The following is a 17,761-nucleotide window of genomic DNA, read 5'->3' on the forward strand; positions in this document are numbered from 1 at the left end:
GGGTCTGACAAACGTATAATCACGCTTTTGCCGCGCGATTCGAGGTGTTGATGGACAGCATTCTGGTCAGGGGTGCCCGCACCCACAACCTCAAGCAGATCGATGTGGAACTGCCCCGCAACAAGCTTATTGTGATTACTGGCTTGTCGGGATCGGGTAAATCATCGTTGGCGTTCGATACGCTGTACGCCGAAGGCCAGCGCCGCTACGTGGAATCGCTCTCCACGTATGCCCGCCAGTTCTTATCCATGATGGAAAAGCCCGATGTGGACCACATCGAAGGGCTTTCACCCGCGATTTCCATTGAGCAGAAGTCCACTTCCCACAACCCACGCTCGACCGTGGGCACCATCACCGAAATTTATGACTATCTGCGCCTGCTGTTTGCTCGCGCAGGAACGCCCCGTTGCCCAGAACATGGCGAAGACCTGGAAGCCCAGACGATTTCCCAGATGGTCGATCAGGTCATGAATCTTGCCGAAGGCACCAAGCTCATGCTGCTGGCGCCGGTGGTGAAAGGACGCAAAGGTGAGCACCTGCAGCTATTGGCAGAGCTACGTGCTCAAGGATTTGTGCGTGCGTTAATTGATGGCCAAGTCCTGGAACTGGACGATATCGCACCACTGGATAAACGTAAGAAACACGATATTAGCGTCGTGGTTGACCGCTTCAAAGTGCGCGAAGACTTGGCTCAACGCCTGGCAGAATCGTTCGAAACGGCGCTGAACCTTGCTGACGGCACCGCCATGATTCACTTTATGGATGGCGAGCGCGAAGACATGGCCTTCTCGTCACGCTTCGCCTGCCCAGTATGCGGTTACTCGCTGGCTGAGCTTGAGCCACGCATGTTCTCGTTCAACAATCCGGCGGGGGCTTGCCCTACCTGTGACGGGCTGGGCGTACAGCAGTACTTCGACCCTGAAAAGCTGATCAGTCATCCCGAGCTATCGCTGGCCGAGGGCGTGATCAAAGGCTGGGATCGACGCAATATTTACTACTTTACCCAACTGCAGGCGCTAGCCAAGCACTATCGCTTTGAGCTGGAAACACCTTGGCATGAGCTTGCCCGCCACGAGCGGGAGGTTATCTTAAACGGCAGTGGCGACGAACAGATCCCGTTTTCCTACGTGGGTGACCGGGGCCGCAAAGTTACCCGTGAGCATGCCTTCGAGGGGGTGCTGCCCAATATGCAGCGCCGTTATCGCGAAACGGAATCCAACATGGTTCGCGATGATTTAGCGAAATACATTGCCGTTCAGCCCTGCACGACCTGTAATGGCTCGCGACTGCGTAGAGAGTCTCGCCACGTTTATGTGGACGACCACAATATCGCCGACATCGTACGCTTCCCGATTGGTGATGCCTGGCGTTACTTTGCGGCGTTGAGCCTGCCTGGGCGTAAAGGCGAGATCGCCGATAAGATCGTTCATGAAATCCACGCAAGGTTGGAGTTTTTGGTCAACGTTGGATTGGACTATCTCAATCTTGAACGTAGTGCCGACACCCTTTCCGGCGGTGAGGCCCAGCGTATTCGTTTGGCCAGCCAGATTGGTGCGGGGTTGGTCGGGGTTATGTATATCCTGGATGAGCCATCGATCGGCCTTCACCAGCGCGATAATGACCGATTGCTGAAAACGCTCGAACGACTGCGCGACTTGGGCAATACGGTTATTGTGGTTGAGCACGACGAAGACGCCATCCGCGCCGCCGATCATGTACTGGATATTGGCCCTGGGGCGGGTGTTCACGGTGGCGAAATTGTTGCCCAGGGCACCCCTCAGGATGTCATGGACAATCCCGATTCACTGACCGGGCAATATTTATCCGGCACACGGGAAATTGCCGTACCGCCCTATCGTATTCCCGGCAACCCCGACAAGCAGTTGGTGGTTCGTGGCGCGACAGGCAACAACCTACAGGACGTAACCCTGACGTTGCCATTGGGGCTGTTTATCGCCATTACTGGCGTCTCTGGGTCAGGTAAATCAACGTTGATTAACGGTACTCTGATGCCGATTGCGGCCCGGGAACTCAATCGTGCGACCACGCTAACCCCCGCTCCTTATCAAAAAATTGAAGGGCTGGATCAACTCGATAAAGTGATCGATATTGATCAGAGCCCGATTGGTCGTACGCCGCGCTCTAACCCGGCCACCTACACGGGCATTTTCACCCCGATTCGTGAGCTGTTCGCGGGCACCCAGGAAGCACGTTCACGCGGCTACAAGCCTGGCCGTTTCAGCTTTAACGTTAAAGGTGGTCGCTGCGAGGCGTGTCAGGGCGAAGGCATGATCAAGGTAGAGATGCATTTTCTGCCGGATATCTATGTGCCCTGCGATGTGTGTAAAGGTAAGCGCTACAACCGTGAAACGCTGGATATTCATTACAAAGGTAAAACCATCCACGAAGTGCTGACCATGACAGTGGAGGACGCACTGGAATTTTTCAGTCCGGTACCGGCCATCGCGCGCCGCTTGCAAACGCTGCTCGATGTGGGTCTTTCCTATATTCGACTGGGCCAGAGCGCCACCACTCTGTCAGGGGGGGAAGCGCAACGGGTCAAGCTGGCGCGTGAATTGGCCAAGCGCGATACCGGCAAGACGCTGTATATTCTGGATGAGCCGACGACCGGTTTACATTTTGAGGATATTCGCCAGCTGCTGACGGTGCTCCACCGTCTGCGTGATCACGGCAATACCATTGTGGTGATTGAGCACAATCTGGATGTTATTAAGACGGCCGACTGGATTGTCGATCTGGGGCCTGAAGGGGGATCCGGCGGCGGGCAAATCATTGCTGAAGGCACGCCTGAGCAGGTCGTTAAACAAGACGTCTCGCATACGGGGCGCTTTTTAGGGCCTCTGTTGTCAAGGCATAAACGGGCCTAAGCGTTACGATGGTTAACAGGGTGACACTGGCGATCGGTAAGTGGCCGCGTTCGTGTCTACCATTATCGATAATATTACTTGCAGAAGATCGCTAGCAATCTGAGTATGCTATTGAATTGCTTACGGTAATTAGCAATATTAGTTGATATTTGTTAAGCAATGTTCTTGGAGAAAGCACGGTGAGCCAAACCCAAAGCTGCATTATTAAGCACTTCAGCCATTACTGTTCGTTAACTGAGGATGAAAAACAGCTACTGACCACGCTTGAGCAAAGTCCAACCGACATAAAAGCGGGTTCATTGCTGTGGGAAATGGGGGATCCGGCCAATGAATTTTGTACCCTGAAAAGCGGCTGGGCCTACTCTTATCGGCACCTGGAAAACGGTGACCGGCAAATACTAGAAGTGTTTTTGCCGGGTGATATCATCGGCCTTCGCGAGTTTGCTTTTTCTGAGCGACTTGAGAACGTACGCATGATTGATGATGGGGTGGTCTGCCATTTTCCCCATAAGCGAATGCTGAACCTTTTCCGTAATTCGCTCACGCTTACCTCGGTCATGTTTGCCATCGGCAGCCGACAACAGGCACTGCTGACCGAGCGTCTGGTGACCCTGGCGCGACGTACCGCCCGGCAGAAAATGGCGCACTTCCTGTATGAGATGTACTTGAGGCTGCGGCAAACCAACCCAGACATTAGCAACCAATTCCGTCTGCCGCTCTCTCAAGAGCAGTTGGCTGATGTGCTGGGCCTCAGCCCTGTACACGTCAGCCGAACCTTTACCGCACTAAGCGAAGATGAACTGGTATTTCGCGATCGCCACCACCTAACCATTCCTGATCTTGCACTGCTATGCGAAGAAGGTGGGTTCGATGACTGTTATCTCAACGACAGCGTACGTCCATTGCTGGAAAATTCCGCATAACCACCGTGGATGTGCCCAGAGGATTAAGCACCTCTGTGAGGAAGAGACGAAAGTAGCGGGTAGTTTCTTGCCCGGATATAGCTAGGCTGTGGCTAGTCACATCGACTAGCCACATTTCGACCAGCCACAGCCAGCGTAGCAAGTGGGACAGCCATCCATCATGATCAACTCGCCGCGGCATTCTGGGCAGTTACCCACGATAGTGAGCCCACTGCCATCAGGCTTTTTTTCCGTCGCTGCCTTGTCGCTACCCACCGGTTCTACTGTTCCATTATCACCCGGGGCCTCAGAGGCATCTTCTTCTGTATCTGGCTGCCACGCATGACCATGGGTCATCCGGTGAGCATAACGTTCCACCAACTGCTCGACCGGCACTTGGTTTCCATCCCGATCCAGGAAGCCACGACGATACAGAATCTGCTGAATAGACCAGGCAATCGCGGCAACTTCCGAATCGTGGAACATGGGCTTGTTCCAGCGATTCATACCACAGCGTACCAAGCCTTTGTCCCAAGCCACTTTGCGCAAATCGGCCACCGCCTGGGTGGCGTAACCACCCCGTGCTGCCAGCGACAGACTGCGCATGGTGGCGGTAATCCATTGGTGTTCGCTAGAGAGCTGGCCTGACGGGAAGAAGAACTCCACCGGACGCTCTATCACCACGCGTTTGCCTCCGATAACGCCCTCCACCGGCATGAATGACACCAGTAGATAGACCTTCTTGCGCCCTTCCGCGCCTACGTACGAGATCTTTTCTGATACCGCCTCCAACGTGCCTTCGGGACGTGACGGAATCCTCACCGTTAGCGGATTATCTTCCTGAAGCTCAGGCGCGGGCGCCGCTGGCTCCTGCTGTTTGATACGATAGCCGACAATTTTGGAGGTAATTTCAACAGCCATGGGGAGTTCTCTCCGTTTAGCATCCATTTAGCAAATAGTGTGCGTTAGTGAATAGGTGGCGCTATGCGCGGCATCACCATTTGCCGTAGGTGCCTTCTTTTAAGCCATCAAACAGATTGGCAGCGTTATGCTCTTCGCCGTCGTAAACCACCTTCTCATCGCCGGTCAGCTCGAGGGTTTCACCATTTTCCAGCTCAAATACATAGGTGGTGTTTTTAAGATCGTCCTCACGCACCAGTACCCCCTGAAACGCTTCAGGATTAAAGCGGAAGGTCGTGCAGCCCTTCAAGCGGCTTTCATAAGCCTGCAAGTAGAGGTCTTGAAACTGCTCAAAAGGAAACTCGGTGGGCACATTGACCGTTTTCGAGATCGCCGAATCAACCCAGCGCTGAGCCGCCGCTTGAACGGCGACATGTTGTTCAGGTGAGACGGCATCAGCAGTAACGAAGTAATCGGGCAGATCGCTTTCAACCGCGTCAGGCGCTATAAAATGGCGATAGGCCGCCAGCTCAAACGAGACGACCTCGACCTGTTCTTTCGTCTTCTTGCCTGCCTGAATAATATTGCGGAAATAGCGATGCGAGAACGAAGGCTCAATGCCGTTAGAGGCGTTGTTACCCATCGACAGGCTGATCGTGCCGGTCGGCGCAATCGAGCTGTGATGAGTAAAGCGCGCCCCGTGCTCGGCGAGTTGCGCCACCAGTTCGGGATCAAGCTCGGCCACCTGAGCCATGTACTGGCTGTAACGGGCGTGCAGAATACGCCCCGGCACCTGATCACCCACTTCGTAGCCATCTTTAGCTAGCTGGGGGCGCTCTCGCAGCATTTTGGGAGTAATGGTGTGCTCCTGCGCCAGCACCGGTGCCATGCCTTTTTCTTGCGAGAGCTCCAGCGCCTGCTTCCAGCCTTCCATTGCCAACTGACGGCTGACCTCGTCGGTAAAAACCAGCGACTGCTTGGAGCCGTAGGGGATTTTAAGCATTGTCAGCGTCGATCCTAACCCCAAAAACCCCATGCCGTGACGCCGCTTGGCTTCGATTTCACGCTGCTGCTGAGGCAGCGGCAGGCCAGCAATCTCCACGACGTTATCAAGCATGCGGGTGAAAATAGCGACGACTTTGCGATAGCGCTCCCAATCAAAGCGCGGCTCGTCGCCGAAGGGGTCGAGCACAAACCTGGTCAAGTTAACCGAACCTAGCAGACACGCGCCTTCCGGCGGCAATGGCTGCTCACCACAGGGGTTGGTGGCGCGGATATCTTCGCAGAACCAGTTATTGTTCATACGATTGACCTGATCAATCAAAATAAAGCCGGGTTCAGCGTAGTCGTAGGTGGAAGACATGATGGTGTCCCATAATTCACGCGCCTTGATCACTTCCACGATGCGGCAAGCAACTCGGCCTTCGGCGTCGACCGTATAGCCCTCTTCCACTACTGGCCAGTCACGGTAGATTAGGTCTTCGGCACTGACATCCTCTTTCTCACCGGGGTGCAGCGGAAAGGCCAGCGGCCAGTCGCTATTGTTCTTGACCGCCTCCATGAACTCATCGGTGATCAGTAGCGACAGATTAAACTGACGCAGCCGCCCTGCTTCCCGCTTCGCTTGGATAAATTCGCGCACGTCCGGGTGGCCCACGTCAAAGGTACCCATCTGGGCACCACGACGACCACCGGCAGAGGCCACCGTGAAACACATCTTGTCGTAGATATCCATAAACGCGAGCGGGCCGTTGGTGCCTGCGCCCGCGCCGAATACAAACGCGCCTTTGTGGCGTAGCGTGGAGAAGTCGTAACCAATACCTGCCCCCGATTTCAGCGTCATTCCCGCATCGACCACTGAATCAAGAATATCGCGCATGGAATCACGAATAGTGCGTGAGACAGTGCAGTTAATCAGGCTCACAGCGGGTTTATAAGCGTCAGCACCCGCATTGGAAAGAATTCGGCCAGCCGGAATCGCGCCATTTTCCAGTGCCCACCGGAATTTGGGTAACCACTCGTCGGCCTTGTTACCTTCCACCGCTGCCAGGGCCCGCGCCACCCGCTCAAATGTCGCCCCGACATCCTGATCGACGGGGTGGCTATGACGATCTTTTAGACGGTACTTTGCATCCCATATTTCCCGCGACGGAGTCTGCATGGGGACGTCATTAGAGGTCTTCAAAGCCTTGGCAGCGGTACTCATGTTGCAAAACTCCTTCACAACGGGGGTGAATATAGCGCTCGAATGAACTGATTATACGTAGCATCGGAGTGAAGTATAGACGCGCCCAGACACTATATAGGGTTATTTTTAATAATATCACTACTATATATAGGAAAATCAGTGTATTACTCTTTTGCCAACCGCCAACACACGATAGGCTAGCGGTTTTGGTTATATGGCCTTGATGATGCCCACTCCTCACTCCCTGCGTCTTTGCTCGCTCTCGTTCGCCATGGTCATGATGACACCATGGCTGGCTACACCATTAGCCTCTGCCGCCACGTTTAATACCGACGCCGTGGCTAACCATCATCATTGGCAATCAATGACGCTCTCGCTGGGTGATGAACGACACTACCGTGCGGTAGAGAATCATAGCTACTCCGACGCCACGCTTAGCGTGAATGCCACCTCGGGGGTGTGCGACTTACCCTGGCTGGAAATGCGCGTCACTCTGGAACAGCAGCAAGGCGAGAGCAGGACGGTGGATTTAGTCCCTACTCGACTGCGTATAGATGATAAGCCGGTGGTGGATACCATGGCGGAATTTATTACCGAGCGCGGCGACGATGGTTTTTATGCGCACTTTTACTTAACCGATTGGGCAACGCTGCTGGCGGATATGCGCCAGGGCGAGCAGCTCTTTATTGGCTTTGATCAAGCACAAAAAGCGCCGTGGTATATGACGTTTAGCCTGCAAGGCGCCGACGCGGCGATTACCCGTATGCTGGGGCAGTGTGAACAAGGCAACAGGGTTGGCAGCTAAAAAGAAGATAACGGATAGGAGATAACGGATAGGCATGGCCATTGTCAGGCCCATGCTATCGGCTCACCCTTTGAATGGCTGTCTAAGCAACAGTTCTACGCGCCGATTAGCAGCTCGTCCCGCCGCGGTGGCGTTTGGCTCCATGGGCTGAGTATCGGCATAGCCAATGGCCCGCATACGCGAAACGTCGAATCCTTGACGCTCTAAATGACGTACAACAGCGATCGCGCGTGCTGATGACAGCTCCCAATTAGAGGGGAACCGCCGGGTCGAAATAGGCACACTGTCGGTATGACCTTCCACCGATATCTGGCCATCGAAACTGGCCAGAACTGCCATAAGACCTTCGATCACGTCGCGCCCCTGGGGTGTCAGCACGGCTTGACCGCTAGAAAACAGTAGGCTGTCATCAATGCGCAGGGTAACCCCTTCGCGCCCTTGTGAAACGCTGACGCCAGGAATATTAAGCCCTGCCAACTGCGGCTGTAAGCCTTCGTGGCGGGGCTTAATTCCAGTGGCTAGCGTCACCAGCGGCAGCGATGACACGGTACTTACCGTGTGCATAAAAGCCGTCTCCGCGGCGTCACCGCCGCCAGGCGGGGTTAATGACAGCAGCAGCACAAAGAGGGTGATCAACAGCGTCAATACATCAAGGTAACTGGTCAACCACCCGTCTTCACCATCCTCGGAAGAGACCGGTATTTCCAGCGCATGGCGTGTATCACGGTCAAGCATGAGCGCTATCCCTTCGCCGCCGAACTAATCGAGGCATCGGGTCTTGGCTTGACGTTGTTATCACGAATTTCATCGTGATAGTTAGCCACGAACGAGTTAAGGGTTTCTTCAATAAACGATGGTAGACGTCGTTTGGTGATCAGCGAGATGCCTTCCAGTACCATGTTCATGGTAATCAAACGCTCTTCCGTACGGCGCTCCAGCTTTACCGCCACCGGCTTGAATACCAGGTTGGCGAGTAAAATGCCGTAAAACGTCGTTAGTAGCGCCACCGCCATGCGCGGCCCAATGACCTGTAGGTCGCCGGCATCCATGACTTCCAGCATATTCACCAGCCCCACCAGGGTACCGATCATGCCGAACGCCGGCGCGTAGGTGGCCATGGTCCGAAAGATTTGCGCTTCAGCGTGCTCACGCGCTTTAAGCCGAGCGATGCGCCACCGTAGCATGTCAAAAATTTCGTCTTCCTTCGTATTGGCAATTACCAGTTGAATACCCGTACGCAAGAACGGATTACGGGTATGCTCCAGCTCCCGCTCTACGGCTCGCACATCGCCCTTGAACCACAGCCGCGACATATCCACCAACTCACGGATATCGTCACGCATATAGGTATTTTCGCGTCGGAATACCAGCCCTACCAAGCGTACAACGCGAAGCACTTCCCTCAGCGGATAGCTGATGAAAGTCGCCGCCAGCGTGCCGGTCACTACAATCGCGAGCCCCGGCAAATTGATAAAGCTCTCAGGGGACTCTGCAGTGAAGAACAGCACACTGACCAGCAATAGAATACTGGCGAATATGCCTATCAGCGTCGAAGGATTCATCCACGGCTCCTTGCCGGTCACAAGTGGGTAAAAAGCGTTACGCCGAGTCGTGTAAGCGGGCGCGCAAACGACTGACCGCCTGGCTATGCAGTTGCGAAACGCGTGACTCGGTCACACCCAGCACTGCACCGACCTCTTTAAGGTTGAGCTCTTCTTGGTAATACAGCGCCATTAGCAGTTTTTCCCGCTCGGGTAACGCTTCAATCGCGTCAATGAGCGTTTGCCGCTGCTGGCCATTCAATAACTGCTCGAAGGGGGAGTTGCCCGCGTCACTATTGATAGGCTCCCCGCCTTCCGCCACAAGCTCTTCGAACGGCAGCAATTGACCACTGTTAGTATCGTTAAGCAACTGCTGATATTCACTCAACGGCATGTCAAGGTGGGCAGCAATTTCGTTCTCTTCAGGCGCTCGGCCGAGCTGCTGTTCGAGTTGACGAACGGCGTTGTCGACGGACCTCGCTGATCGGCGAACGCTACGCGGTAGCCAATCGCGGGTACGCAGCTCATCCATCATCGCACCACGAATGCGCTGGCTGGCAAACGTAGCAAAGGTGGCGCCCTGGGTGGCATCAAAACGACCAAGTGCTTCCAGCAGCCCCACCATGCCCGCTTGAATAAGATCATCGAGCTCAATGCTCGCTGGTAAACGGACCTGTAGCGTCAAGGCCTGACGTCGCACCAGCGGCATGTATTGCGTCAACAGCTCATTCTGTTTGATCCTGCCTTGTGCTGTGTACATACTCTCGCCTCGCGGCTATACAGCCTTCACTGATAGTTCACAATCATCTGCAATCCCTGAACACGGACAGGCCGCTGACCTGGGCGTAAAGCGAAACGGAAAAATAATGGCGCATTGGCAGTGTGACCCGCTAATGCCGTGGTAGAACCACGCATGCCTGTTAACGCAACGCACTGCTCAGGATGGCACAACCAAGCATTCAACAACGCCCCAGGAGGATGTTGAAACTGCCACTGGATGCGCCCGAGCTGTCCGGACAAAAGGTCGACAGCTGCCGGTGGGGAGACGCGTTGACTGGCGCTAGCCCGGTCACTCATCGCCACCATCAATCCAGGCACCTGCGCACTCCAACTACCGGTGGCCGCCTGCGCGCTGCTCATCAGCAGCGTGGTTAGCACCAGCCCTCCTATCACGCTTAATGGCCAGCTTAGCATGCTTGATGCCCTCGGCGGAGTTTACTCATCGTGCAAGCACCAGCAACTCCATCTTTAAGTAGTAATCGGCTGCTTCACGTAAGTTATCGAGTAATCCCTGGCGCGGCAAGTGCGGCTCATGTAGCGCCAGTAAACGACGCGGGCCTCCCTGTTCATGCAGTATACGCAGGGTACGATACATGTCGGCAAAAGCGCCCGCATCGCTATTCACCCATAGCGCCCAGCGGCTGTACTCATCGCGAAACTTAGCAAGATCCGGCGCCTCAGCCATCACCACATGAATGTCCCAATCGTCAGGGTCGCCAGCCCAACTGCGGCCTAGGCTAGCCCACTGCCCCAGGCGTGCTTTGACCTTACTTACCTGTTGTGCCCGACTGCCCGAGAGACCGACCACCACGAGCGGAAGGCGGGGCCTCGGGGCTACCCGTATGGCAGGCGCCGTCGGCGTGGACAAGGGAGGTGCTGGTTCACTGACGTGTTCAGCCGCGGCGACGTCCGTCAGGGTGTCGGCCTGCTGCTGTTGGCGCTGTAAATCCGCCCATTTACGTAGACCTGCGGCTTGATCTTGACTGCTCACACCAGACCCTCTCGGCTAACGCTGCCCATTTGACGAATAGCATCGCGTGCCATGAAGGCGTAGACCAACGCATCAAGCATAGCGGTATCGCGGCGGCGGCGGCTTGTACCTAGTAGGTTAAGCAGATCTTTTCGCAGTGTTTGCGCCTCGTCATCCTCAACCCCATCAAGGTGCCCAGCGACCGCCGCTACACCACTGGCCATCAGCAGGCGCGCTTCTGCATTGACACCACCGCTGTCGGCCTCTTTTAACTGCTGCCATGCGCGGCGTGTTAACGCTGCCAACCCTTCGCTTTGTAGATGCGTTAATAGTAAAGAGAGCACCTCTGACCCTAACCGAGCAGGCGTTAGCCAATAACGGCGCGTCACCACTTTGGCACTCTCCGGGTCGCGCACCTCTCCATACCAGGCGAGGAGAGCAACGCCAGTGGCGTCTTCAACTTCGGCATAGGCCGTCCATAGCTGCATGGATTGGCCACGCAAACGAACGCCGACATGATGCGTCAGCATACTGTCACTAAATAGCTGACGCATCGTTTGGCGTTGATGGTGAAAGTGTACTCGATGACTAGGGGACACTTGACTGACCCAGGTCAAATGCTGAGCTTCCAGCCATGTCAGTGCATCGGCATCGGGTAGGCAGGGCAATAAATGTACCGCAATTCCCATGGTATTCGTCAGCGCAGCGAGGCGAGGTTGCCACCCTGCCGCATGGCGATGCTGTAACCAGGGGAGCGCCAGCCAAGCACCATTACTATCCAGCCCGATATCGGGCATCGCCCAATCGCAGCCGCGTTCATTGCGGCGTGCTGCCCAGGCGACTCCTAAGGCAGTATTTGGCGCGGGTAGTTGGGCGAGCAGGGCCTCCAGGCGCTCTTCCTGAACACGGTTCGGCATTGAAGCTAGATTCCATACCTCCTCCAATGCCGCAAACCCTGTCACACGTTGACGCAGTCGCATCAATAGAGAAGACAAACGACGCCCTTGTCCTAGCACATCACGTGACCAACGCGGCATCTCCATCGGTGCATCAACCGCTTGATCACGGTTACCGGCTGGTTTCGCTGCGCTCAACGCTTGATCGACCAGCGAGGCAGGCGAGGCAATGGCCATATCTTCAGGTACTTGTTGGCCATAGGAGCCAAACAGCACGCGCATATTGTGGCGCATGACAATATCCAACACCGGCGCGAGGCGTCCCGCTTCATCCTGTTTAGTAATAATGCAATCATCTAACTCGGCGCCCGCGGCACGGGCCGCCTGACGGTAGCGAAGTACGACTTCCTCTAAGGTTTCCGGCTGGCTGGCGGCATTAAGCAGCAGCACCAAACGCACCCGCGAACGCCCTCCCTGAAGGTGGGCGATTTGTTCAATCACTCGCTGATCACGCTGGCTCATGCCTACCGTATCGATAATGACCCACTGTTTACCCTGCAAGCGCCCCAATAAATCATCAATAGGCTGTTCCGCGTCCAGCGCGTACATGGGGATATCCAGCAGGCGAGCGTAAATACGCAACTGCTCGTGAGCACCAATACGAAAACTATCGGTGGAGACCAAGGCCACGGGACGTGTGCCGTGACGCATGACAAAGCGAGCGGCCAGCTTAGCGGTAGTGGTTGTTTTGCCCACGCCAGTGGGGCCTACCAACGCGACAATACCGGTCTGATCGAAAAAGCTGGCTTCGTCGCTTAATACCGAAAGGCGTGCCATTAACTGCTGGCGTAGCCACTCTAGTGGCGCATCGTTATCAGCGCTGATAACGGCTAGCGACTCAGGCAACCCTATCAGCAGCTCATCGGCCAGCTCACTACCAAATCCGACGTTCCAAAGTAGCTGGCGCAACTGTGCGGCAGTGCCCGTGGGGGTTGGCGGGGATGCCTGAGCGCTATGGCCGGGATGGCTATTTGCCAGCAGCGCTCGCATATCCTGCATTTCACGTAGTAAGCGATCACTCATCGCCTGCATGGCGTCTGGCAACGGAGAAGCTAACGGTGCTTCGGGAGTGACCGGCTCTGGCGAAGGCTCAAAATGGTCGATGGCTTCATCCGCCATGGCCAATATCTCAACGCCCCCTTCCGTACGCCGATTGGCGACAATCAGGGCATCTTCACCGAGCGCTTCACGCACTTGGCGCATCACATCACGACTATTGGCTCCCACGAAACGTCTAACGCTCATGACTTACCTATGCCTATTCTGTAAATGGTCGACGCTAGCCTATCACGCCGTGGAAGCATTAACGCCCACCCACCAGCGTGGTCACTCTTAACGTGCGGTCATCGGGAATTTCAGCTTGAGACAACACGGACATATGGCGCAAACGGCGACGTAAAAAACGCGACAATACGGCACGTAGCGAGTGCTGAACCACCAGCACGGGCGGCTCGCCTGAGCTTTCATGACGCTCTAGTGCCTGCTGTGCCTGGGTCATCAGCGTCTCTGCCAAGCCAGGCTCCATCGCGCCATTGCCATTCATGGCCTGAACCAGTACCTGCTCCAACTGAGCATCGAGCCCCATCACATTGAGGGTTTCCTGCCCGGCAAACCACTGCTGAACAATCGCCCGCCCGAGGGAGATACGCACTAGCGCGGTTAACTCGTTAGGATCTTTCTGCTGGGCGGCATATTCGGCCAGGGTGTCCAGTATGGTGCGCATATCGCGAATCGAGACATCTTCATCAAGCAGATTCTGCAAAATGCGCTGCAACACCGTCAGCGAGATGGCCTTGGGAACCACCTCTTCGACCAGTGCTTTTTGATCTTCACCCATCTTATCCAACAATTTCTGCACTTCTTGGCGCCCCAGCATCTCAGGTGAGTGGCGTTGCAGTAAGTGGTTCAAATGGGTCGCTATCACCGTACTGGCATCCACCACGGTATAGCCGTATACCTGAGCATGCTCCCGCTGGTTGGCGTCTATCCATACAGCAGGTAAACCAAAGGCGGGGTCCTGAGTGGGGGTACCCTGAAGCTCTCCAGAAACCTGTCCCGGATTAATCGCCAACCATTTACCCGGTTGCGCCTCGGCACGACCGATTTCAGCCCCCTTCATAGAGAGCACATAGGCGGTGGGAGGCAGCTCCAGATTATCTCGAATATGAACGACCGGGGGCAGAAACCCAACTTCCTGGGCAAACTTCTTGCGCACACTCTTGATCCGGCCAAGCAACTCACCTTTTTGTCGCGAGTCGACCAGTGGGATCAATCGATGCCCCACTTCCAGACCAAGGGTATCGACCAGCTGCACATCTTCCCAGCTCGCTTCGGGCGTCTCTTGCAGCGGCACAGGTTCGGCAGCGATATCATCCTTCACCAGCGCCCGCTCTTTTTGGCGCATCAGCAACCACGCTAACCCCGCCAGCAACGCGGTAAAGAACAAGAATACGAAATTGGGCATACCAGGCACCATGCCCAGCAAGCCCATTACCACGGCGGCCAGAATCAACACCTGAGGATTGACGAATAGTTGGCTGAGCATTTGCTGGCCAATATCTTCGCCTTGATCGGTGCTCACCCGCGATACCGTGACACCGGCGGCGGTCGAGATCACCAGGGCGGGAATTTGCGCCACCAAACCATCGCCAATGGCTAACAACATATAGGTCTGGGCGGCAGCGGGGAAACCCATATCGTGCTGCAGCATGCCGATCATCAACCCACCGATGATATTGACGACCATGATCACCAAACCGGCAATGGCATCACCACGGACAAACTTACTGGCACCGTCCATGGAACCAAAGAAGTCTGCTTCTTGAGCCACTTCCGCGCGGCGCTTTTTAGCGTCCTCTTCGCCGATCAGGCCGGCGTTTAAGTCAGCATCGATGGCCATCTGCTTACCCGGCATCGCGTCCAACGTAAAACGGGCACCTACCTCAGCGATACGCCCGGCACCTTTGGTGATAACCATAAAGTTGATGATGACCAAAATCAGGAAGACCACCAGGCCAACAGCAAAGTTACCACCGACCAAGAACGCCCCGAAGGCCTCGATGACTTTACCGGCCGACGCGCCGCCCTGATGGCCTTCCATTAACACCACTCGGGTGGACGCGACGTTAAGCGACAGGCGTAATAGCGTTGTAAACAACAGCACCGCAGGAAAAGCCGCAAAGTCCAACGGCTTTTTCGTAAACATGCTGACCATCAGTACCATAATGGCCAGCGCGATATTAAAGGTGAAAAGTAAATCCAGCGCGAACGGGGGTAAGGGCACAATCATCATGCCCAAAATCATTAAGATGAGCAGCGGCCCGACCAGCAGCTTCATGCGCACATCGCTCATCCAGTCGCGCTGGCCTATCAACTGACTTAAGCCTTTCATGGTTGGGTCTCGTTACCACCGGCGCCACGTCCGGGGCTTTCCATCTCCGGCGGAACCGGCAGGTTATCGGGAGTTGGCGGCACCTCGCCTCCTTGTTGTGCTACTTGCTTGAGACGATAAGCCCAAGCCATTACTTCCGCCACCGCGGTATAGAGGTCGGCAGGCACCTCCGCTTCCAGATCCACATGATGATACAGGGCACGCGCCAATGGCGCCGCCTCCAAACGTGGAACGCCTGCTTCTTCGCCAATTTCACGAATTTTTGCCGCGACTGCATCTGCGCCCTTTGCCACTAGCCGCGGCGCTCCCATGCTGCCCTCTTGGTACATCAGGGCAATGGCATAGTGGGTGGGGTTGGTAATAATAACGTCTGCCTGGGGCACTTTGCTCATCATCCGTCCACGCGCCATCGCCTGCTGCTGTTGACGAATACGCCCTTTCAACTGCGGGTCGCCTTCTGATTCTTTGTGCTCACGCTTGATCTCTTCCTGACTCATGCGCAGCTTTTTGGCATTGTCCCAAAGCTGGAAAGGGACATCGATCAAAATGACCACGATCAATGCCATCACCATGATTCCCGCCGCTAGGGCCGCCATACGAAGCGCATTGGCAAGCGCTTGTTGGATAGGCTGATCCATCAGCGCCATGAATTTGCCTATGTTGAAGTACAAGAACGTGGCCGCCACCCCGCCTACCAGCACCGACTTGGCAATGGCTTTGGCCAACTCCACCAGCGCCTGAGGGGAGAAAATACGTTTGACGCCTTTAATAGGATCCAACTTGGATAGCTTGGGCTGCATCGATTTTGCCGATATCAGCCAGCCGCCCATCAACCCAGGTGCGACTAACGCAATCACCGTTAGCAGCAAAAACAAAGGCGTCATGGTCATTAGCGTGCGCTGCCCAAGATCCAGTGCATTGACCAGCATGGGGGTGCTTTCCATTGCCTGACGGCGTTCAAACAAAAACGCTTGCTCCATCACCATACCTAGCTGGTCATAAAGCATATTCCCCATGCTCCAGAGGCCGACCACGCCGCCCAGTAGGAGTAGAAAGGTGTTCAACTCGCGGGAACGCGGGACTTGGCCCTCTTCACGGGCTTTTTCTTTTCGCCTGGGCGTGGCCTCTTCGGTCTTTTCCTGGTCGCTATCGTTATCTGCCATGGGGTATCCGGCCAGGTGAGGCGAAGCTTATGACGTATTCAGCCGTCCACAGGGACGGCTGAATGGCGTACTTGCTTGCCCATAGGGCTTTTAAGAGTGTGCGCTAAAAGCCTAATTCGTCCAGTAGGTCGTCTACTTGGTCTTGTCCAGAGACGGTATCAGGCACATTGTCCCTTACTTGTGGACCATTCAAAAGCTCTTCGTTACGCCGTGCATTGTCGCTTTTCCACTGATCCTCGGCCTTGCGCTGCAGCGTTTCTCGTGCTTGAACACCCGGTACGTTATCAATGAGCACCTGCACCAGCTGATGCTCGATTTCACGAATAACGTCCATCATTTTCTTAATCACTTGGCCGGTCAGGTCCTGAAAGTCCTGGGCCATCATGATTTCCATCAACTCTTTATTGGTCGAGGCCGCCATAACTGGCACGTCGCCCAGATAGCCGCGCGTCTCTTTGACCAACGCTTTAGCTTCATCCAGCTCTTTCGGTGCTTCAAACCACTCGGCCCAACGCTTATCCAGTGCTTCAGCTCTGTCAGATAACTGGTCCTGCAGCGGCTGCGCACGGTCAACGGCATTGAGCGCTCTGTCGGCTGCCTGTTCGGTCATGGTAGCGACATAATGCAAGCGGTCACGTGCATCCGGAATTGCCTCAGCCGCTTTCTCGATTTCTTTGTCCAGCCCCAACTCGCGCATGTTGTCGCGCAGCATGCGTGTCAACTTGCCAATACGGTGTATGACGTCTTCAGCAGACTCTTCGGACAGTTTGGCAGAACCGGACTGCTCATTCTGGCTCATGGTGTTGTCTCCTCGTTAACCAGGCACATAGGCCCAGTCGCTCACATGCCCAGTTTGTCGAAGATCTTATTGAGCTTCTCTTCCAGGGTAGCAGCGGTGAACGGCTTGACGACATAGCCGTTTGCGCCCGCTTGCGCGGCCGCAATAATATTTTCTTTTTTGGCTTCAGCGGTCACCATCAGCACAGGAAGGTCTTTCAAGGCGTCATCCTGACGGATCTCTTTTAACATCTCCAAGCCATCCAGGTTCGGCATATTCCAGTCAGAAACGACAAACTCGAATTTACCCGCGCGCAACTTATTGAGCGCGTCCTGGCCATCTTCCGCTTCATCGACGTTAGTAAAGCCCAGTTCCTTAAGCAGACTACGGACAATCCGGCGCATAGTGGGAAAGTCGTCGACTACCAGGAAACTCATATTTTTATCTGCCATTGGTCATCCTCTAATCATTCAGTATATGGCACGGGGGTGACTGAAAA

The 17,761-nt window shown here is 55.2% G+C and carries 15 protein-coding genes; 3 read left to right on the top strand and 12 right to left on the bottom strand.

The window, feature by feature from the left end:
• The first annotated feature begins 50 nt into the window (after nucleotides 1-50).
• Nucleotides 51-2,888, top strand: coding sequence for an excinuclease ABC subunit UvrA (gene uvrA, locus ACFFLD_RS19735; protein WP_386043294.1), 2,838 nt, complete (start codon nucleotides 51-53; stop codon nucleotides 2,886-2,888).
• Nucleotides 2,889-3,067: 179 nt separating this feature from the next.
• Nucleotides 3,068-3,811 carry a Crp/Fnr family transcriptional regulator gene (locus ACFFLD_RS19740; RefSeq protein WP_386043296.1) on the top strand — a complete coding sequence of 248 codons (744 nt, stop codon included), beginning with the start codon at nucleotides 3,068-3,070 and terminating at the stop codon, nucleotides 3,809-3,811.
• A 105-nt stretch (nucleotides 3,812-3,916) separates the two neighbouring features.
• On the opposite strand, the gene ACFFLD_RS19745 is transcribed toward ACFFLD_RS19740, so the two are convergent.
• On the bottom strand, nucleotides 3,917-4,711 hold the full coding sequence (locus ACFFLD_RS19745) for a ribonucleoside-diphosphate reductase (protein ID WP_386043298.1): 795 nt from the start codon (nucleotides 4,709-4,711) through the stop codon (nucleotides 3,917-3,919).
• A gap of 73 nt (nucleotides 4,712-4,784) precedes the next feature.
• On the bottom strand, nucleotides 4,785-6,896 hold the full coding sequence (locus ACFFLD_RS19750) for an adenosylcobalamin-dependent ribonucleoside-diphosphate reductase (protein WP_386043300.1): 2,112 nt from the start codon (nucleotides 6,894-6,896) through the stop codon (nucleotides 4,785-4,787).
• A 196-nt stretch (nucleotides 6,897-7,092) separates the two neighbouring features.
• Here ACFFLD_RS19750 and ACFFLD_RS19755 point away from each other — a divergent pair, with 196 nt between their 5' ends.
• Nucleotides 7,093-7,683: a hypothetical protein gene (locus tag ACFFLD_RS19755; RefSeq protein ID WP_386043302.1), complete on the top strand. Its 591-nt coding sequence runs from the start codon at nucleotides 7,093-7,095 to the stop codon at nucleotides 7,681-7,683.
• 63 nt (nucleotides 7,684-7,746) lie between these two features.
• Here ACFFLD_RS19755 and ACFFLD_RS19760 read toward each other — a convergent pair whose 3' ends face one another.
• The 10 genes from ACFFLD_RS19760 to cheY form a co-directional block, all read right to left on the bottom strand.
• On the bottom strand, nucleotides 7,747-8,418 hold the full coding sequence (locus ACFFLD_RS19760) for an OmpA/MotB family protein (protein WP_386043304.1): 672 nt from the start codon (nucleotides 8,416-8,418) through the stop codon (nucleotides 7,747-7,749).
• 5 nt (nucleotides 8,419-8,423) lie between these two features.
• On the bottom strand, nucleotides 8,424-9,245 hold the full coding sequence (locus ACFFLD_RS19765; protein WP_386043306.1) for a motility protein A: 822 nt from the start codon (nucleotides 9,243-9,245) through the stop codon (nucleotides 8,424-8,426).
• 37 nt (nucleotides 9,246-9,282) lie between these two features.
• Nucleotides 9,283-9,984, bottom strand: a complete 702-nt coding sequence (locus tag ACFFLD_RS19770; RefSeq protein WP_386043308.1) for an RNA polymerase sigma factor FliA — start codon at nucleotides 9,982-9,984, stop codon at nucleotides 9,283-9,285.
• 26 nt (nucleotides 9,985-10,010) lie between these two features.
• Complete coding sequence (locus ACFFLD_RS19775) at nucleotides 10,011-10,382, bottom strand: flagellar protein FlhE (protein WP_386043310.1); 372 nt, start codon at nucleotides 10,380-10,382, stop codon at nucleotides 10,011-10,013.
• Nucleotides 10,383-10,443: 61 nt separating this feature from the next.
• Nucleotides 10,444-10,995 carry a hypothetical protein gene (locus ACFFLD_RS19780; RefSeq protein ID WP_386043312.1) on the bottom strand — a complete coding sequence of 184 codons (552 nt, stop codon included), beginning with the start codon at nucleotides 10,993-10,995 and terminating at the stop codon, nucleotides 10,444-10,446.
• Nucleotides 10,992-13,175, bottom strand: coding sequence for a flagellar biosynthesis protein FlhF (gene flhF / locus ACFFLD_RS19785; RefSeq protein ID WP_386043314.1), 2,184 nt, complete (start codon nucleotides 13,173-13,175; stop codon nucleotides 10,992-10,994). Before flhF ends, ACFFLD_RS19780 begins: the two co-directional genes overlap by 4 nt.
• Before the next feature lie 58 nt (nucleotides 13,176-13,233).
• The gene (gene flhA, locus ACFFLD_RS19790; protein WP_386043316.1) at nucleotides 13,234-15,321 is read right to left on the bottom strand and encodes a flagellar biosynthesis protein FlhA; all 2,088 of its coding nucleotides are present in this window, start codon (nucleotides 15,319-15,321) and stop codon (nucleotides 13,234-13,236) included.
• The gene (flhB, locus tag ACFFLD_RS19795; RefSeq protein ID WP_386043318.1) at nucleotides 15,318-16,484 is read right to left on the bottom strand and encodes a flagellar biosynthesis protein FlhB; all 1,167 of its coding nucleotides are present in this window, start codon (nucleotides 16,482-16,484) and stop codon (nucleotides 15,318-15,320) included. Before flhB ends, flhA begins: the two co-directional genes overlap by 4 nt.
• Before the next feature lie 103 nt (nucleotides 16,485-16,587).
• Nucleotides 16,588-17,283: a protein phosphatase CheZ gene (gene cheZ, locus ACFFLD_RS19800; RefSeq protein ID WP_386043320.1), complete on the bottom strand. Its 696-nt coding sequence runs from the start codon at nucleotides 17,281-17,283 to the stop codon at nucleotides 16,588-16,590.
• 41 nt (nucleotides 17,284-17,324) lie between these two features.
• A complete protein-coding gene (cheY, locus tag ACFFLD_RS19805) occupies nucleotides 17,325-17,714 on the bottom strand; it encodes a chemotaxis response regulator CheY (protein WP_022520923.1) in 390 nt (129 codons plus the stop codon).
• Between the last annotated feature and the right edge of the window lie 47 nt (nucleotides 17,715-17,761).

This window comes from Vreelandella sulfidaeris (assembly GCF_042429665.1).
Classification (GTDB): domain Bacteria; phylum Pseudomonadota; class Gammaproteobacteria; order Pseudomonadales; family Halomonadaceae; genus Vreelandella.